Genomic DNA, 17290 nt, shown 5'->3' with positions numbered 1-17290 from the left:
AGACCTGCGCCGCGCCGGCGCCCTCCTGCGCCGCGCCGGCGCCCTCCTGCGCAGCCCCGGCGCCCTCCTGCGCGGCCCCGGCGCCCCTCCTGCGCAGCCCCCGCGCCCTCCTGCGCAGCCCCCGCGCCCTCCTGCGCAGCCCCGGCGCCCTCCTGCGCAGCCCCGGCGTCCCTCCTGCGCAGCCCCCGCACCCTCCTGCGCAGCCCCGGCGCCCCTGCTGCGCCGCCCCATGGGTGTCCTGTGTCACAATTGCTTGGCTCCTGCGCGGCCCCGGCACCGTCCTGCGCGCCCCTGTGGGCGTCGTGTGCAGCCCTGGTTCGACGCCTGCGCACCGCCGCCACCCCTGCTGCGCCGCCTCAGCGCCCTCCTGCGCACGCATCGGCGTGAACTGCGCAACGTTTTCCCCTCCTGCGCACCCCTCCGCGGGAACCACGGAGCTGCTTGCGACGTGAGCGCCGCGCTCTCCTTTTCTGGCCAGAGCTCCTGGTGTGCCGATACTGGGGAACCCCCTCAATTTGTGCCCGTATACAGCGGAAAATTGAACAGGGAGGCAGGGAGGCGAGGAGTTTTTCTGAGATTTTACTCCCCGCCTCCCCGTGAATTTTCCCAAAAATTTGAGGGGATTCCTCCCGGGCAAGCTCGCTCGACGCGTCATCTGGTCGAGCCGCATTCTGGATGCCCCTGGCTGGGCGGTTACGGGCCACCGTGAGCTACGGTGGCGTCAGAGCGCCTTGACGACCCGCGCCCAACGATGACATTATATCTAGAACGCTCAGTGGATTGGAGCAGGGAATGGCCCGACGAGGACGGTTGAACATCGACGATACTCCCAAATCCGGCGCTGCCGGCGGTGGAGGGATCTCTCCAGGGAAGATGGATCCGTTCGAAGGGAAGGACTCATTCGACGGTGAGACGTTCGATGGGCTCACTCTGGAACGAGCGGACCTGAGCGGCCGAGACTTCTGTAATTGTGTGTTCCGGCGTTCGAAGCTCGGCGAGAGCCGCTGGACGCGCGCTCGGCTCGAGAACTGCGTGTTCGAGAGCTGCGATTTGACCAAGGCCGACCTCACCATGCTCTCGCTGCGCGGCGTGGCGTTCAACTCCTGCAAGTTGATGGGCATCAACTGGACGAACATCACGAAATACCCCGACGTGTCGTTCGAGGATTGCGACATGCGATACGTCATCATGGATTCGCTCGCGCTGCGCAAGACGCGCTTCGAGCGGTGCGCGATCACCGAGTCGGTCTTCGCCGCGACGGACCTCGTCGGGGCCGTGTTCGAGGAGTGCCGCTTCGCGGGGACACGCTTCGAGGATTGCGACCTTGGAAACGCGCAGTTCCCTCGGTCCCAGGATCTGTTCATCGATCCGGCGAAGAACCGCGTGAAGGGCGCCCGCATTCCGCTCGAAGCGGCGATCCTCCTCGCGGCCTCGTTCGGCATGCACGTGCTCGGCTTCACGGAAAAGGACAGCCGATGACGACCCGAGCGGTCACTCCGCAGCGAGGCGCCTCGCGAGCGCTCCCCGCGCGCCGTGGAGCGCCCTGGTGCGCCATTTGTACGCCGTGCTGAGGGGTATCGCTCTCGTCTCCGCGATCTCCTTCATGGGGATCTCGAAGAGGTCGCGCTGGACCAGCACCGAACGCAGCTCGAAGATCCGATGGAATGCACGATCCGGATTCCTGGCCGATCGGACCTGCTCTCGCCTCTCCCAGAGGCGCACCATCGCGTCCTGCATGACGTCGTCGAGGTCCCGCGAGGGCACCCCGACGTAGCTGACGAGCGATCTCACGCGGGCGGGTAGAGGGCAGGTCGGCGTTGCTCGGTCCACGATCCAGCAGACGATCCGGGCCCGGTCCGAAGGTTCAACAATCGACCGAGCCCTCGCAAGAGGCCGGGCGAGCGGCTCCACGGCGGGCGATCCCGAAGGCGGGGCGGACCCGCACGGAGCCGTCGCAAGCTTGCGGCGGCCCACCTCGACGAGACGGCGGGGCCGTGCAGCGCGCTCGCTGCACGGCCCCGACTAGTCGACAGGATGGCGCCTGTGGCGTCTTTCCTGGTCAGCTCTCTCCCGCGCCCGGCCCTCGGCCAACCAACATCGGGCGAAGAGGAGAGGACCAAGCACCAAACCGAGAACGACCAGACCGCGCAGCCACGGGTTGCTATGAGGATCGCTCGTCACCGTTTCGTAGTTCATGGCAGTAAAAAGGATCCATGCACCAGAAACGACTATACCGGCAACCCTCAGAATCGGTTCCATGATCACTCGACTGCGCCGCTCAAAAGAATGCGCACATGAGGCCGAGACCGAAAAAGCCTCCACCCGTCCAGGAGTCACAATGCTTCCTATCCCGTTCCGTCCTTGCGCGCGGGCAGTCTGCTGTTCACGATGATTTCAGACCTTCTCCACCCTGACGCCACGCGAATGCTGGGCGAGCGCGGAGAGATCTCCGAGATCCGAGGTGAGTACGGTCCCGCCTGGCTCCGCGAGCGCGACGACGAGCGCATCGACCGCGGAGCCTCGACGGGCTCGCCTCCGGAGCAGCGCAGCTCGCCGCGCCAGCGGCTCGGAGATCTCCTCCACGATGTCGCACGTCTTGAGAAAGCTGTTCGCCAGGGCGTCACGACCAGGATGCCCTTGCAAGCACTCCACGAGCACGACGGAGGGGACGAAGGGCGGCCACAGGTCCTGCTCGCGAAGCGCCAGGATCAGCGCCGCCGCCTGCCGGGATCGCTCGGCCAGACGGGTAACTCCGCCCGAATCGAGGATCAACACGCCGGTCAGCCCACCTGGCGGGTGGGCTTTCGCGCAACCCGTCGCGCGACGGCGCCGGCGCGAGCGCGCTCGCCTGCGGCAGGCGGCCCGACCTCTGCCACCAGCTCCGCCACGTAGCGGTCTGTCTCGGCGAGCAGATCAAGCCGACGCAGCTCAGCCCGCACCGCCTTTTGCAGCAGCTCCGAGGCCGGAAGACCACGCGCCTTCACAAGCTCATACAAATCGTCGGGGAGGTAGACCTGCATGCGTGGCATACGCCTAACTATACACCCTCGAAGCTCGACCGCAAGGCAAGCCGAAGCGGCTCGGTGGCGCCATCGCGGCCGGCCCCGGCCGTGAGCGCACGTGCTCCTGCTCGTGCGGGTTCGTGGCCGTCCGGCGCTCGAGAGCAACCGGTCTGCGGTGTCGGGAGCTCGAGAGCCCCGATGCCCGCAGCGGCTTTCTTCAGGAATGCCCTCTGATGACCGGACACCTGCCCGACGGCTCGCCGGTCTGCTGCGGCGCGCAGCGCCGTCGGCAGCAGCGGCTTGTTGGGCGTGTGATCATCAGCGCTGCGACGCTTGTTCTGATCTACGCCTGTACCGGACGGGAGACACGCGACGGCAGCTCGTCAGGCTCCGCTCGCGTCGAGCGCCTGCAGATCGCGATCTCGGCCAACGTTGATCCGATGCACGAAGTGCTTCAGCGCCAACACGGGATCAATGCCGTCCATGGTTATCGGCGCGAGGGTGGGATAATCGAAGCGCGCCTCTAGATCGTCGCCTTCTTGTGCCCTCCCCCACGGAAAATCTCACGGATCCGCGCTGCGCCGCAAGGCCCACATGCTGTCCAGCGCCATAGGGTAGTTCCGTCTAACATTGGCGGCAGCCGCCGCCTTTCCGGGGGCGCCTGGGGGGCGCGGCAGACGCGCAGCCGGAGGCATCGCGAGGTTGCCGGACACATACCGATCCGTTCACAACTTCGGACCGAAGGGGCCGTCGAGGGGGCTGCGGACGGCCAGGCCGCCGCGGTTCAGCACGTGGGTGGAGATCATCGTCGTGCTCACGTCGCGGTAGCCGAGGAATTCCTGGATGGTGCCGATGTCGTGGCCGGCTTCCAGCAGGTGCGTGGCGAAGGAGTATCGCAGGGTGTGGCAGCTCGCGCACCTCGACAGACCGGCGGCGAGGGCGGCCTCTCGCACCGCCAGCCGCTGCGTTGGCGGCCGCTGCTGTGGACGCTCCCCGCGGCGGGAACGTCCGCCGCGCGTCGTGTACTCGCGTCACGTGAAGCGCAGCCGGCCAGCAGGCCTTATGCGTTGTCGTTGCTCGGCCCTTCCGGCGGCCTCTCGGGCGCGTCCCACCCGCCGGGAGGCTCTTCGATTCCCAGCGCGGCGAGGAGATCGCGCGCGACCTCCGAAATGTCGTCGGGGACCTCGGGCCCCGGCTCCCAGGCCGACAGCAGCGCGCGCAGCCTCCGGGCGGGCGCGGCGAATCTCTGTTGATCGAGCTCCGTTCCGAAGGCGGACAGGAGCCGGTCCAGGTGCTCGACCATGTGCTCTCGCGACGGCCACGACGTCGCCTCGGCCCACGAGCGCGGCGAGCGCGCCGGCGATGTTCACGGCGCCCGCGACCGCCTGGGCCAGCTGGGCCGCCTTCCTCGATGCACCGCTGTAGCGCCACGGCGCGGCCGCGGCCTTCGCTGCGGGCGGCGGCTCCGCTTCGTCCGTGTCGCGGTCGATCGCCCGGACCTGGTAGCCGTCGTCGTTCTCCCAGCCGCACGGGGGCTCCCTTACGCCGAGGGAGAGCATGAATTGCCGTGCCGCCTCGTAGACCGCCTGCGGGATCTCCTCGCCTTCTCTCCAGTTGAGCGTCGCCACCCGGAGCTCGCACGCGCTCCTCCGGGTCGAGCTGAGCATAGGCTTCCTCGTCCAGCTGCTGCTCCTCCGGGCTGCCGCCTGCGCCGTCGTCGACAGGGCTGCTGCCGCCCGCGCCGTCGTCGACGGAGCTGCTGCCGCCCGCGCCTCCTTCGGGGGCGCTTTCCCCGTTGCTGGAGCTATGCCCATCCCCATCCCCCGGGCCCACCCGGATGACGCATCCGGGAACCACCGCATACCCGGCCAGCCCCACGAGCACGGCTGAGGCGGCGTCGGCGGCTGAGGCGTAAGCGCCCGGCCAAGGGCATCGTGACCGTCCGCGTGGCGTCGGTTACCTGTTCCCATCGCGACGAAGGAGGAAGCGATGGCGACGAGAATGGAGTGGGCCGAGCGGGTGGGTCGATGGGAGCGGAGCGGGCTGAGTGCCGAGAAGTTCGCGCGCCGCGAGGGCTACAAGCCCAAGCAGCTGTACTGGTGGCGCTGGAAGCTGCGGGCTGATGGGCCCGCGCAGCCGGCGCCGTCGTCGCTGGCGGAAACGCCGCGCTTCCTGCCGGTACACGTGGTGACCGACGCATCGCCGGTCGCGTCGGAGCCGATCGAGATCGCGCTGCCCAACGGGCGGGTGGTCCGCGTTCGGCCGGGCTTCGACCCGGCCACGCTCGAGCGCGTGCTGGCGCTCGCTGCCGAGGAGGTGCCGTGCTGACGCTGCCGCCGTCGGTGCGCGTGTACGTCGCGGCCGAGCCTACCGACCTGCGCAAGAGCTTTGATGGCCTGTCGGTACTGGTCGCTCAGTGCTTCGGAGCCGATCCGCTCTGCGGCCATCTGTTCGTGTTCAGGAATCGGCGAGGCGACCAGGTGCGAGTCTTATTCTGGGACCGCACTGGCTACGTGATTGTGGCGAAGAAACTCGCCCGCGGCCGATTCCACCTTGCCCGCGACCTGCCCAAGGGAGCGACCCACATCGAGGTCGAGGCGGCCGAGCTGTCGCTGATGCTCGAAGGCATCGACCTGTCGCAGGCCGTACGGCGCAAGCGCTGGAGGCCCGGCGTGAGAAATTTCGACGCGTCGAAGCAACGCTTGATGGATGCGCGCGGGATAGATATCCAACGCGCCACGTGAGCAGTCCCCCTCCGTCCCAAGCACAGCTCCCCGCCGATCTGGCCGATGTGCGACGCAAGCTCGAGCAGCTCGCGGCCGACGGGCAGGTCGCGGCGCTCATCGAGCTGGTACTCGGGCTTCTGCTCCAGCTGCGCGACAAGAACACCGCGCTGTCGGCGAGGCTCGCGAGCGCGCTGCGTGAGCTGTACGGCCGCAAGAGCCAGAAGGTCTCTACCGAGCAGCTGATGCTGCTGTTCGCCGAGCTCGGCGCCCAGACGCCGCAGGGGGGCGGTGACTGCGCGCCCTCGTCAGACCCTAGCGCGGAGGCTCCTGAGCAGCCGGGGCAGGGGCTGGTGCCGCAACCTCCTGAGCCGCCGAAGCCGCCGCGAGGACGGCGTGGGCGCGCGCCGCTTCCCGCACACCTGCCGCGCGAGACGCGCGTTGTGCCCGTCGCCGAAGCCGAGCGGAAGTGCCCGCAGTGCGGCGCGGACAAAAAGTGCATCGGTCACCGTACGAGCGAAGTTCTCGAGTTCGTCCCTGCACAGTTCCGGGTCATCGAGGAGCAGAGGGAGAAGCTCGCCTGTCCGCGCTGTCCCGAGCAGGGGGTGACGACGGCGGACAGCGAGAAGGTGATGGATCGGGGTCGCCCGGGGCCGGGGCTGCTCGCGAGCATCATCGTCGAGAAGTTCGAGGACGCGATGCCGCTGTATCGGCAAGCGCAGCAGTATGCCCGCTTCGGCGTGTCGCTGTCGCCGTCGACGCTGGGTGAGTGGTCGGCGTTCGCACTCGATGTGCTCGCCTCGGTGGCCAAGAGGATCCAGGAGCGCGTGCTGGGCGCATGCTACCTGCGCGCCGATGACACCGGGATGCGCGTGCTGGATCAGGATCATCCAGCGGGGGTGAAGCGAGGGCACATCTGGGCCTTTGTCGGGGCTGGGCTCGTCGCCTTCCTGTACGCACCGGACTGGAGGGCGAAGCATCCGGCTGCCCAGCTGCAGGGCTTCACCGGCTACCTGCAGGGCGATGGTTATGCAGGGTACGGCGCGATGTTGCGCGGAGACGACGGTGGCGAGGTGATCGTGCCCGAGGAGCGCCGGCTCGGCTGTGGAATGCACATCCGCGCGAAGTTCGAGAAGGCGGCGAAGGGCGGCGACGAGCGAGCCGCTGTGGCGCTTGCGTACTTCAAGGCCATCTACCGCATCGAAGCTGCCTGCAAAGCTGAGGCGCTGTCCGCGGAGGCACGCCTGACGCGCCGGCAGGCGCTGTCGCTCCCCGTGCTCGAGGAGCTCTATAAGTGGATTCACGATCTGCACCTGCGGCTCGTGCCAAGTACGCCGCTATACGTCGCGACGCTGTACGCCATCAACCAGGAGGCAGCGTGGCGGCGCTGCTTCACGGATGGGCGCTTCGAGATCGACAACGGTGAAGTCGAACGGCGAATAAGATGTGTGGCGCTCGGAAGGAAAAACTACTTGTTCGCGGGCTCGGACAAGGGAGCTGAACGCCTCGCCGTCGGCTACACCGTATTTGGCTCGTGCCGGATGCACGGAGTCAACCCGCTCGCCTGGGCGACGGAGGTGATCGGCAAGCTGCAGGCGGGCTGGCCGCGCGAACGGCTGGACGAGCTGCTGCCCGACGCGTGGGCGCGAGCGTCGCTCGCGGCTCCGGCCGCCGGCGACGCCGACGCGTCCTGAACGACGCGGACCTCAATCCTCGCCGCCGGGGGTCCGGGGGGAAAGCTTCTCGCCGGCCCTCTCGTGTCCGCCCGCGTCTGCCCGGACCATCGGTAGGCGCCGCCCCGCGCCCAGCATCGTCGACCCCGGTGAGAGCCGCAAGGGGCCGCGCCCATGGCGATGGCTGGGCGCTTACGCTGAGGCGGCCTCGGCGGCGGCGCGGGCGGATCGAGCATCGCGATCTTCGCCCATCCGGGCGAGCGGCTACCACGATCCGGTGACCTCGGCGTTCATCGGGGCGACCCGCCTCGTCCGCCGCGCGCGAGATCCCCGCCGCCTGCTTCGAGCGGCGCGCCGCCGAGGGCGACGCCTCGCTCGAGAACGGCAGCCCGTCATGCCGAGGCCGGCGCCACGCAAGGCGGCGCGAACCGGGCGCGCCGGGCGAAACCGGCGGCGCCGCGCGGCGCCGCGCGGCGTAGGAGGGGTAGGTGCGCTACCCTCGACAGGCCAGGTGGATGATGAATTGGCTCCGCGCGATTCGTCTTCTCTTCAGCGCTCTCGCTCGTCGCGTGCGCCGCCTTGATCGCGTGCTGGCGCGCGGATAACCCGGGGCAGACGAGCAAGGTGATCCTGGGGTCCAAGGAGGCTGTGACGATGTCGGACAGAAGCTATCGCAAACCGTCGGATGAGGAGCCAGCGTGGTGTAGACAATATTACACAGCCGAGCGAGCTCATGTGCGGGGCGTCAATCCAGGTCTCTTGATCGTGACCTTGGGCGTACCTGTATAATTCGCGTGGAGGGCGACCGCGAGGGCCGGGCGCTACGCGAATTTTTGAGCGTCATCGGGATCATTCGTGGGCATCAGATACTCGATTGGCATCGCTACACATTCCAGTCTGCCTGTGCTAGCGACTGTTCTGCCGATGCCTGGATTGAACCGGGTCGGTGTTAACAAACTTGAGAGGAAGGTAGCCATGATCATCAAAGAGACGATCCAAGGAATGCTGGACGGCTTGCCGGACCCCGTTCCGAACTTGCTTACCCATGACCAAGCGGCGCTCGTGCAGAGCTGCGTGATCTCGCTCAAGGAAGTGGCCCAGCAACGGCGCTGGAGAATGGTAATGAGACTGACGTCCGCGAACACGACCCTTGGCCATAAGACCATGCTGGAGTACCTCGAATCCGCCGATGACCTTCACTGCATGGCCTCCGCGGCACAGGATCTGCAGCTGTACAAGGACCAGCTCATGATCGGCTGATCACTCGCCGCGAGCCGCTCCTCCGTCGCCACACGAGGATGCTCAATCCGAGCAGCGTTGTGGCTTCGCACGGAAATTCGAGCTCGTCCCCGCTCGGCGAAACTGCTAATGTGCCGGCGGATGCGCGGGGAGCTGACGGCCAGAATGGACGAAGACGCTCCTGATTACGAGCTGTGTCAGACTCGGAATGTCGTTGGCCGATCTTTGACAGGCTTCAGGGTTCGTGTGGGGCGATCCCAAGGCATTCATCGAGGCTCACGGATCACCGTCGGAGCCATCCGACGTGCCTTCGAAACGATGCTCGCGGACTCGCGCGACAGTCTCGGCATGTCTTCCGGCCCCTTCCAATACGGTTGAATCCAGATGCGCTTCCGTTCGATAAGCCCCGGTCCGTGTACCTGATTGCGCCAGTGTCCACGCACCAATATATTGTATTCGAGGCAACGCCCCTATCGCCGCGCAAGTACGCTCCAATCGCACTTATCCATGCATCGAAGGATGCCGCGTTCACTTCACAGCCTGCGGGGCTGGCCCAACGTATGGCGTTCAGCTGCTGGAGGCAGAGCGAAGCCGAAGGCTGAGCGACAAGCCAGTCAGTTGAAACGCCTTGCTGGGCACCATCAGTCGCTCTGTGCTGTCAGTTCGATCTTGTTGCCGTCAGGATCGCGGAGCAGGGCTCGAGGCGGCCAGGCGTTGCTGTCGAACTTGGCGACGAAGTCACCGAGAGCGCGCGCGGCTCCAACGGCTCCATCGAGGTGGGGCACGACAAAGCCCAGTCGGATGGGCGTGCCCGGCGTCGTGTCCGCCGGGTAAAGCTCCAGAACCGTTTCGCCCAGTAGAGTGGAATAGTGAGGCGGTCCTGAACCGTGCTGCTCAGGGTTGAATGAGAGGCCAAGGGCTTCATAGAACTGCTTCGAAAGTTCGAGATTCGCGCACCGGAGAACGACCAGGGTCAGACCAAGCACCGGACGTTTCCTGGCAGCCACCGTTTGCCAGACGCGTTCGATGTCGAGATTCGCTCGAAATTCCGGGCATGCCCGATACTGGAGGTCCGGCTCCTCTCGCTTCTCAAGGAAGCCGAGAACAGTCAACCGATCGAGCAAGACGATCAACTCGTTCCCGAGCGGATTGTTGGACCAGTACACCCACTTGGCGTCGCGCATCGCCGACTGGTCGGGCATGAGCCCGACACTGCACGCAAGCACATGCATTGCGACGTCGACGTCGGTCCAATCTGAAAGGATGGCTGCCAGCGTCGTCCCGCTCATGTCTGCCCAACTATCAGTCGATTGGTCAACCGAAGCCGCCGGACCAGGTCTGTCTAGATCGTCGCCGTTTGTGACCTCCCCTCACGGAAAGTCTCACGGATCGGCGCTGCGCCGCAAGGCCCAGATGCTCTCCAGCGCCATAGGGCAGATCCGTCCGACACCGGCGACAACCGCCGTCTTTCCTGGGGGCCGGGGGCGCCTGGAAGGGGCGCGGCGGACGCGCTGCCGGAGGCGCCGTGCCGCGTCGCGCCTGAGTGACACGGCGCGGCCGCCTCATCGTGAGGTTGCCGGACACATCCCGGTCCGTTCACACGCTTGGACCGAAGGGGCCGTCGAGGGGGCTGCGGACGGCCAGGCCGCCGCGGTTCAGCACGTGGGTGGAGATCCTCGTCGTGCTCACGTCGCGGCGGCCGAAGAGCTCCTGGAGGCGGTTCTGACCTGGAGAGGAAGCAGAGCGCGCGCCCTCCCCTGTCTCACCACGCTGGCGAGCGCCCCTGATGTCGCATGACGTCCGCCGTAAGGCCTCTCGCCTTCGCGCGACATCGCGCCTCTCCGCTCGCCGCATGGGCCTTGGCCAGCGCCGTTCGTTCTGGCAGTCTCTGGTGGTCTCCTCGAGGCGGTGTCTTCACCGGCGACGCGCCCGCTCGCGCAGCAAGGGCGGCGACTCCCGTCAGGCTCCGCGGGCTCGCAGGAGGCGAGAGCTGGGGGGCATGCGAACGAACATCGTCATCGAGAGTGCGATACGCCGTACCGCCGTGCTGCTCGCGATCTCCGCGCTCGGCGCGTGCAGCGCCGAGACGCCGCCTTACGAGGGGCTGCCGCTGCGCGACGCGCTGAGCGCCGCGCCGGAGGTGCTCGCGGCCTTGCCCGAGGAGGCCCTCCACGACGTCGCGGTGCGGCTGGAGGAGGCGCACCGCGCGCAGGAAGAGGAGACGGCGATCCCCGGCGCCGAGATCGCGAGCGTCCCGGCGCTGGTCCGCAGCGCGGACGCGGCGCGGGAGGAGCTCGGGGAGGACGCGATCGTCCTCGGCGCGCTGGAGCCGTCCACGGAAGGGTTCGTGCTCCGCTCCCTCGCGGCGGAGCGCGGGTCCGAGGGGCCGCTCGCCCGGCCCGTCCTCGCGGGGCAGCCGGCGTCGCCGGAGACCGCGGGGCTCGAGGACGCGGCGCTCGACGGCCGGGCCGGCGAGATCGTGGCGGATCTCGCGCGGCGCGCGGGCGCGCGCGACCTCATCCGCGTCACCGGGCTGCCGGCGGGCGTGGTCGCCCAGGATCGCGCGGTGTACGTCAACGCCGCGTGGCTTGTCGCGCTGAGCGCCCTCTCGCCCTCGGACGCGCCCCCGCCCTCCGGCCCCCCGGGCGGCGCCGTCGCGCTGCCCGATCTCCCCCGGATCGAGCCGAAGTCGGTGCGCGCCAACCCGTATCACCTCCCCGGCTCGATCGCCGAATGCGCCGCCGGCGTGCGGGACGTGTGCACCTGCGCCGTGGCCGGGTCCTGCGAGCACGAGCGCACCGACCCGCAGTTCGCCGACGCGCAGGCGGAGTGCGCGTGGGTCAACGCCGACGCGCTGAACGCCGAGGCGCTCTGCGTGCTCGCGCTGATGAGCATCGAGGGGGTGAAGGAGTGCGTCCTCTCCGCGGGCAGCGGCGCATGCGCCGCGCTGCCGATCGCGGGCCGCGACGGCGCGCTCACCTTCGCCGCGGACGCGGGCTGCATGGCCGTGCTCGATCGCTGTCTCCAGTACGGCAAGCCGACCGCGTCGTCCGGGATCCCGACCAGCGCGCCGAGCGGCTCGACCGGCTCCAGCGACTGCGGCAGCTGCGGCGGCGGCTGCTCGGGCTGCAACGAGGACGTCGCCGGCTGCAACGAGAACTGCAGCGATTGCAACCAGAACTGCAGCGATTGCAACGAGAACTGCAGCGATTGCAACCAGGACTGCAGGAACGCCAAGGACGGGGATCCGTCGACGACCTGCCGCGTGAGCGCCGGCCGGCGCGACCTGGAAGGAGGTCGCCCGGGCGCGCCAGGGCCCCTGGGCCCTGCGTTCTGGCTGCTCGTGCCCGCGGGCTACATGCTGCTGCGCATCCGGAGGCGGGCGTGAGCGGGGCGGTGATGCTCTGGCTGGAGCGCCACGGCCTGCCGCCGTGGCTCTCGCCGACCTACGCGGTGATGGTCGCGGTCGCGGGGCTCCTCGGGTCGATGGCGTTCTTCTGGCTTGTGCGCCGGGACCGGGGCGACGTCGGGGTCGAGGGCCGCGCGCTCCTCGGCGGCTACGTCGCCGCGCTCCTCGGCGGCTACGTGTTCGAGGCGCTGCGCGCCGCGCCCGAGGCGCTCGCGCGGGGCTCGTGGGGCCCGGTGCTCCATGCCGGACGGGCCGCGTACGGAGGCCTCATCGCGGGCGTGCTCGTCGCCGGCGTGGTCCTGCTCCGCCGCGGCGCGCCCGTGCTCCCGTTCCTCGACCGGCTCGTGCCCGGGCTCGGGATCACCTACGCCTGCGTGCGCACGGGGTGCTTCCTCGCGGGGTGCGACTACGGCCGCGTCACGGCGGGCGCGCTGGGCGTCCGGTTTCCCGCCGGCAGCCCCGCGGCGGCGGACCACGCTGCGGCCGGCTGGGTGCCCCTGGGAGCGCCGAGCCTGCCCGTGCACGCCACGCAGCTCTACGAGGCGGCGCTCGGGGTGCTGGCGAGCGCGATCGCCGCCCTCTGGCTCGTCCGGGGGCACCGGGACGGCCGGGCGTTCGGGACCTGGCTCGCGCTCTACGCCGCCGGCCGGTTCTTCATCGAGCTCCTCCGCGGGGACGCCGGGCGCGGCGTGTACGGGGGGCTCAGCACCGGCCAGCTCGTCTCGCTGGCGCTCTTGCTGGGCCTCGCGGCGGCCGTCCTGCGCGCGCGCCGGGCCCGCGGCCCGCGCGGCGCTGTCGCCGCGGCCCCCGCGCTGATCGCGCTCGCGTCGCTGAGCCTCGCCGCGGGCGAGGCCGCGGCCCAGCCGGCGCCCCCCACGTCGCCCGCGGCAGCGAAGCCCACGGCCGCGAGCTCGGCACCGCCTGCCCCGACCCCACCGCCGGCACAGGCGCCCTACCCGTACCCGCCGCCACCGGCAGGCGGGTATCCGGCGCCCTACCCGTACCCGCCTCCCCCGCCAGGCGGGTATCCCGCGCCCTATCCGTACCCGCCGCCACCGGCAGGCGGATATCCGGCGCCCTATCCGTACCCGCCTCCCCCGCCAGGCGGGTATCCGGCGCCCTATCCGCATGCGCCGCCCCCGCCAGGTCGGTATCCGGCGCCCTACCCGTACCCGCCTCCCCCGCCAGGCGGGTATCCCGCGCCCTACCCGTACCCGCCGCCCCCGGCGGGCGGATATCCCGCGTCTCCCCCGCCCTCGCCTGCGGCCGCCACACAGCCGCCTGGGCGCTCGCCGGAGGCGCCCCCGGAGCCCGCCGCCGAGCAGCCCGCGACAGGCCACCAGGCGGAGGCCAACGCGCGCCGGATGGCGCTCTCGCTCGGGATCTCCGGCTACTTCGTCCCGGGTCGCTTCGCGGTCAAGGACGGGATGTCCGTGGATCTCGACGTCGTCGCGCGCCTCCCCTTGAGCGAGACGCGCCGCTTCGAGATCGGCGTCGAGCTCCGGAGCATCTCGACGACCGACGTCCACCAGATTGCGGTCGGCGTCCCGCTCCGGCTCGTGATGGGCGTCGGCTCGCATATCGAGATGTCGGTCGGGATCACGCCGGGCTATCACCGCATCTTCTTCGACTCACCCTACTTCGAGAGCGTCGGCGCCTTTGGCGGCCGCTTCGCGTGGGGGATACAGTTCCCGATCACGCCGCACCTGTTCGTCGGCCTCTCTCCGGTGAACTTCCTCTTGCTCGCGTCGGGCGACGTGGATGCGCTCGTGGCCTACGAGCCCGGGCTCTGGGTCGGCGCCGGACTGCTGTGATGGATGTCGCCGGCGCTTCCGGCAGCGGCTCGAGGTGAGCTGAGCACGCCCGCTGTCACGGCCGGGAGGCGCCTGCCTCCGGCTCGTCCTCGTCGCCGAACAGGAGCCCGACGCGGAGCTCCAGCGCCTCGAACGGCTCCGCGCGCACCGGCGCGCCCGCGCCGGCGCTCAGGGTGAACATGAAGGCGGGAAGGCGGGAAGAAAACCCTAATGATCTTCCTGACTTACCGACCTCATGAGATACCTCTCTGGGCACGTGACTGCACCCCCCAGGCTCGCCCCCCGTTACCCCGGCTCCACCGCGATCTCGTCGAACCGCTCCGCCACCGGATGCCGGCTCCCCGGTTCCCGCGCCGTCCCCGGCCGGATCAGCTGCACCGTGCGCACCCCTGCCGCCGCCGCCGCGTCGAGCTCGGCCACCACGTCGGACAGGAACAGCACCTCTCCCGGGCGCAGCCCGAGCGCCTCCGCGATCCGCTGGTAAGCGCCCGCCTCCCGCTTCGGCCCGGTCGTCGTGTCGAAGAACGCCGTGAAGAGGCCTGTCAGATCCCCCGAGGTCGTGTGCCGGAACAGGAGCTCCTGCGCCTCGACCGACCCGGAGCTGAACACGGCGAGCGTCACCCCGAGGTCCCGCCATCGCCGCAGCGCCGGCTCCACGTCCGCGTACACGTGGCTCCGGAGCCCCCCCGACTCGTAGGCGCGGCGCCAGATCTTCCCCTGCAGCGCCTTCAGCGTGGTCTCCTTGCGATCCTCGTCGATCCACGCGAGCAGCGCCGCCGCGAGCTCGCCGTCGCTCACCGCCTGCTCGCCCGCGCCCCGCTCGCGCGCCACCGCGCTCCGGGCGGCCTCGACCTCCGGGCTCCCGGCGTGGGCCGAGACGTACGCGGCCAGATCCCGGCGCGCCACCGGGAACAGCGTCTCGTGGACGAAGCGCACGTCGGTCGTGGTCCCCTCGATGTCGACGAGCACCGCGCGCGCAGGGATCGCCGCCACGCTCACGCGTCCAGCCGCGGGAAGCGCGACGCGATGTCCGACCCGGTGTGCTCGGCGACCCACCCCCTCGGGTCCGAGAACCACCGGATGCAGGTGAACGAGGGCGCCGGCCCCATGTCGAACCAGTGCCGCGTCCCGGCCGGAACGCTGATGAGATCGCCCTTCTCGACGAGGAACGAGAGCACGCGCTCCCCCTGGTGGATGCAGAACAGCCCTCGCCCCTCGACGAAGAAGCGCGCCTCGTCCTCGGAATGGATGTGCTCGTCCAGGAACTTCCGCCGGATCTCCGCGTGATCCGGGGTGCTCGGCGAGACCGAGATCACGTCCGCCGTCACGAACCCGCACGCCTCGGAGAGCTCCTTCACCGGGCCGGCGTACGCCTCGAGCACCTGCTCCGGCGCCGCCGAAGGCGGCAGCGGGCGCTCGGCGGCCCAGCGATCGAAGCGGATCTGCGACGCGGCGGCGACGCGGGCGATGTCCTCGAACGTCGTGTGCTCCTCGGCCCTCGTGGGATCGTTCTCCCGGTAAACCCGCAGCAGGCTCATGAGATCCTCCCTTCCAGAAGCGCACAGTCGAGCATGAACTCCAGCGCCTCGATATGCTGGATCGTGTCGGCGATGTCCGAGCCCCACGTGTAGAGCCCGTGGCCGGCGATGAGGTAGCCGTGCACCGGCGGGTGCGCCGACATGAACGCCTCGACGTCCTCGGCCAGCTTCTGGATGTCCTGCGTGTTGACGAAGACGGGGAGGAGCACCGCGCGGTCGTGCGTCGCCACCCCGGAGAGCGCCTTCGCCACCTCGTAGCCCGCGAGGGTCACGTACCCCTCGTGCGCGCACCGGCGCGAGAGCACCGTCGCGGCCCGCGAGTGGGTGTGCGCGACGGCGCCGATCGCGCTGGAGCGCCGGTAGAGCTGGCAGTGCAGCGCCGTCTCGGCCGACGGGCGGCCCGCGGACGGTCCGGTCAGGCGGCCTTCCGCGTTGACGACCACGATGTCCGACTGGCCGAGCGCGCCCTTGGGCCGCCCGGACGCCGTGATCGCGAAGGTGTCCTCGCTGAGCCGGGCGGAAAAATTGCCGCTCGTGGCCGGCGTCCAGCCGCGCTCGTAGCACCAGCGGGACAGCTCGATGAGCCCGGCGGCGACCGAGGAGAACGAGGCAAACGACATCCCGCGCACGCTCACCGCGCGACCATACCAAAGCGAGCGCTGTCAATCAACGCGCCCCCCGGTCGCGCGCGCCGCGGAGCAGGCCGGCCCAGAACCCGAGCCCGTGCGCGGCGTGCAACGTGGGGAAGATGGCGCAGAGCCAGGGGAAATCGCGGGGCGAGGCGCGCAGCGCGACCCGGAGCGACGCCGCCATCACGAGCGCGGCATACCCGAGCGACGCGAGCGCGAGCGCGGGGCGGACGGACGGCAGGAGCGCGGACGCGAGCGCGAGCAGCGCGAGGGCCGTCACGAGGAAGAACGGCAGCGTCGGCCGGAGCGACAGGAGCCTCCGGCGGCGGAGCAGCGTGCGGGCGCGCCCCTTGCCGTAGGCGAAATACTGCCGCGCGAGCGCCGGGAGGGACGACCGCGGATAGTAGTACGCGACGATCTCCCGGGACAGATAGACCGCGCCGCCGGCCTCGATGATGCGCTGGTTGAGCTCGGCGTCCTCGTTGGTGATCGCGGCCGGGTCGTAGAGGCCGGCGATCTCGAACGCCTCGCGCCGGAAGGCCCCGTTGAACACGGACTCGACGAATCCCTCGCGCGACGGGTCGCGGTAGGCCGAGCCGCCCACGCCGAGGGGGCTCGAGAGCGCAGCGCAGAGCGCCCGCTGAAAGCCGTTCCGGTGGCGCGGCCGCGCCGCGCCGCCCGCGTTGAGCGCGCCGGTCCTCCGGAGCGCGGCGACCGACGCGGCCACGTAGTCGCCGGCGTAGTCGGCGTGCGCGTCCATCCGGACGATCACGTCGCCTCGCGATCGGCGAATACCGAGGTTCATCGCCGCGGCCTGGATCCGGGCGGGGTTGTGGAGGAGCGTCACGCGCGGGTCCTCCGCCGCGACGCGGGCGACGATCTCGCGCGTCCTGTCGCTCGAGCCGCCGTCGACGACGAAGATCTCGAGAAGATCGGGTGGATAACGCTGCTTCAGGGCACAGCGGAGGACGTCCTCGATGTAGCGCTCCTCGTTGTAACAGGGAATGATGATGCTGCACCGCGGCCGCTCGGCGAGCGGGCGCAGCGAGAGGCGCCCGCAGAGGGGCGCGCCCGCCGACCGATCCATGAACTCCCCCGCATCTCTCTCGGGTCGAACCGACCCGCCGCTTTCCTGCGCGAGACGCGGATACAAGCGCGGGGCCAGGCGGTGTGGCGGGGTCGACCGGTGCAAACTGCACTGCGCGCGAGGGCCGGGATCGCGGGTGAGCAGGCCGCTGGGCTCGGGCTGCACACCGGCGGGCG

18 protein-coding genes and 2 pseudogenes are annotated in these 17290 nt (G+C 69.8%); 8 read left to right on the top strand and 12 right to left on the bottom strand.

Annotated features, from left to right (window positions below; all coding sequences use genetic code 11):
- The first annotated feature begins 810 nt into the window (after nt 1-810).
- Nucleotides 811-1479 (top strand): pentapeptide repeat-containing protein, encoded by a 669-nt coding sequence (locus WME75_RS08175; RefSeq protein ID WP_437488124.1) that lies wholly within the window; start codon nt 811-813, stop codon nt 1477-1479.
- 12 nt (nt 1480-1491) lie between these two features.
- On the opposite strand, the gene WME75_RS08170 is transcribed toward WME75_RS08175, so the two are convergent.
- The 3 genes from WME75_RS08170 to WME75_RS08160 form a co-directional block, all read right to left on the bottom strand.
- Entirely contained in the window at nt 1492-1791 is a 300-nt protein-coding gene (locus WME75_RS08170; RefSeq protein WP_437488122.1) for a hypothetical protein, read from the bottom strand.
- Between the two features lie 603 nt (nt 1792-2394).
- The gene (locus tag WME75_RS08165; RefSeq protein WP_437488119.1) at nt 2395-2775 is read right to left on the bottom strand and encodes a hypothetical protein; all 381 of its coding nucleotides are present in this window, start codon (nt 2773-2775) and stop codon (nt 2395-2397) included.
- A 5-nt stretch (nt 2776-2780) separates the two neighbouring features.
- Complete coding sequence (locus WME75_RS08160) at nt 2781-3020, bottom strand: hypothetical protein (RefSeq protein ID WP_437488117.1); 240 nt, start codon at nt 3018-3020, stop codon at nt 2781-2783.
- Nucleotides 3021-3235: 215 nt separating this feature from the next.
- On the opposite strand from WME75_RS08160, the gene WME75_RS08155 reads away from it, so the two are divergent.
- On the top strand, nt 3236-3529 hold the full coding sequence (locus WME75_RS08155) for a hypothetical protein (RefSeq protein WP_437488114.1): 294 nt from the start codon (nt 3236-3238) through the stop codon (nt 3527-3529).
- Between the two features lie 198 nt (nt 3530-3727).
- On the opposite strand, the pseudogene WME75_RS08150 reads toward WME75_RS08155, so the two are convergent.
- Both WME75_RS08150 and WME75_RS08145 read right to left on the bottom strand, forming a co-directional pair.
- A pseudogene (locus WME75_RS08150) lies at nt 3728-3958 on the bottom strand (tyrosine-type recombinase/integrase); the annotation flags it as partial.
- Between the two features lie 104 nt (nt 3959-4062).
- Nucleotides 4063-4305, bottom strand: a complete 243-nt coding sequence (locus WME75_RS08145) for a hypothetical protein (RefSeq protein WP_437488111.1) — start codon at nt 4303-4305, stop codon at nt 4063-4065.
- 686 nt (nt 4306-4991) lie between these two features.
- On the opposite strand from WME75_RS08145, the gene tnpA reads away from it, so the two are divergent.
- The 4 genes from tnpA (at nt 4992) to WME75_RS08125 (ending at nt 8658) form a co-directional block, all read left to right on the top strand.
- Nucleotides 4992-5330 (top strand): IS66 family insertion sequence element accessory protein TnpA, encoded by a 339-nt coding sequence (tnpA, locus tag WME75_RS08140; protein ID WP_437476348.1) that lies wholly within the window; start codon nt 4992-4994, stop codon nt 5328-5330.
- Nucleotides 5324-5746, top strand: coding sequence for an IS66 family insertion sequence element accessory protein TnpB (gene tnpB / locus WME75_RS08135; protein ID WP_437476351.1), 423 nt, complete (start codon nt 5324-5326; stop codon nt 5744-5746). Before tnpA ends, tnpB begins: the two co-directional genes overlap by 7 nt.
- Entirely contained in the window at nt 5743-7419 is a 1677-nt protein-coding gene (gene tnpC / locus WME75_RS08130) for an IS66 family transposase (protein ID WP_437488108.1), read from the top strand. The genes tnpB and tnpC overlap by 4 nt, the downstream gene beginning before the upstream one ends.
- Before the next feature lie 954 nt (nt 7420-8373).
- Entirely contained in the window at nt 8374-8658 is a 285-nt protein-coding gene (locus tag WME75_RS08125; protein WP_437488105.1) for a hypothetical protein, read from the top strand.
- 620 nt (nt 8659-9278) lie between these two features.
- On the opposite strand, the gene WME75_RS08120 is transcribed toward WME75_RS08125, so the two are convergent.
- Both WME75_RS08120 and WME75_RS08115 read right to left on the bottom strand, forming a co-directional pair.
- Nucleotides 9279-9926 (bottom strand): VOC family protein, encoded by a 648-nt coding sequence (locus WME75_RS08120; protein WP_437488102.1) that lies wholly within the window; start codon nt 9924-9926, stop codon nt 9279-9281.
- A 307-nt stretch (nt 9927-10233) separates the two neighbouring features.
- Nucleotides 10234-10353 (bottom strand): annotated as a pseudogene (locus WME75_RS08115) (tyrosine-type recombinase/integrase); the annotation flags it as partial.
- A gap of 283 nt (nt 10354-10636) precedes the next feature.
- Between WME75_RS08115 and WME75_RS08110 the strand changes: the two are divergent.
- Both WME75_RS08110 and WME75_RS08105 read left to right on the top strand, forming a co-directional pair.
- Nucleotides 10637-12025, top strand: a complete 1389-nt coding sequence (locus tag WME75_RS08110) for a hypothetical protein (RefSeq protein ID WP_437488099.1) — start codon at nt 10637-10639, stop codon at nt 12023-12025.
- On the top strand, nt 12022-13860 hold the full coding sequence (locus WME75_RS08105; protein ID WP_437488097.1) for a prolipoprotein diacylglyceryl transferase: 1839 nt from the start codon (nt 12022-12024) through the stop codon (nt 13858-13860). The genes WME75_RS08110 and WME75_RS08105 overlap by 4 nt, the downstream gene beginning before the upstream one ends.
- Nucleotides 13861-13915: 55 nt before the next feature.
- On the opposite strand, the gene WME75_RS08100 is transcribed toward WME75_RS08105, so the two are convergent.
- The 5 genes from WME75_RS08100 to WME75_RS08080 form a co-directional block, all read right to left on the bottom strand.
- Nucleotides 13916-14041: a hypothetical protein gene (locus WME75_RS08100; protein WP_437488095.1), complete on the bottom strand. Its 126-nt coding sequence runs from the start codon at nt 14039-14041 to the stop codon at nt 13916-13918.
- Between the two features lie 104 nt (nt 14042-14145).
- Nucleotides 14146-14853 carry an acireductone synthase gene (mtnC, locus tag WME75_RS08095; RefSeq protein WP_437494768.1) on the bottom strand — a complete coding sequence of 236 codons (708 nt, stop codon included), beginning with the start codon at nt 14851-14853 and terminating at the stop codon, nt 14146-14148.
- A 2-nt stretch (nt 14854-14855) separates the two neighbouring features.
- On the bottom strand, nt 14856-15398 hold the full coding sequence (locus WME75_RS08090) for a 1,2-dihydroxy-3-keto-5-methylthiopentene dioxygenase (RefSeq protein ID WP_437488092.1): 543 nt from the start codon (nt 15396-15398) through the stop codon (nt 14856-14858).
- Nucleotides 15395-16033 (bottom strand): methylthioribulose 1-phosphate dehydratase, encoded by a 639-nt coding sequence (locus tag WME75_RS08085; protein ID WP_437488089.1) that lies wholly within the window; start codon nt 16031-16033, stop codon nt 15395-15397. The genes WME75_RS08090 and WME75_RS08085 overlap by 4 nt, the downstream gene beginning before the upstream one ends.
- Nucleotides 16034-16064: 31 nt before the next feature.
- Nucleotides 16065-17114: a glycosyltransferase family 2 protein gene (locus WME75_RS08080; protein ID WP_437488087.1), complete on the bottom strand. Its 1050-nt coding sequence runs from the start codon at nt 17112-17114 to the stop codon at nt 16065-16067.
- Nucleotides 17115-17290: the final 176 nt, after the last annotated feature.

It is taken from the genome of Sorangium sp. So ce1014 (assembly GCF_051521505.1).
GTDB lineage: Bacteria > Myxococcota_A > Polyangia > Polyangiales > Polyangiaceae > Sorangium.
Note: the sequence above shows the minus strand (reverse complement) of the source record. Positions and strands in the feature narration are given on the sequence as shown.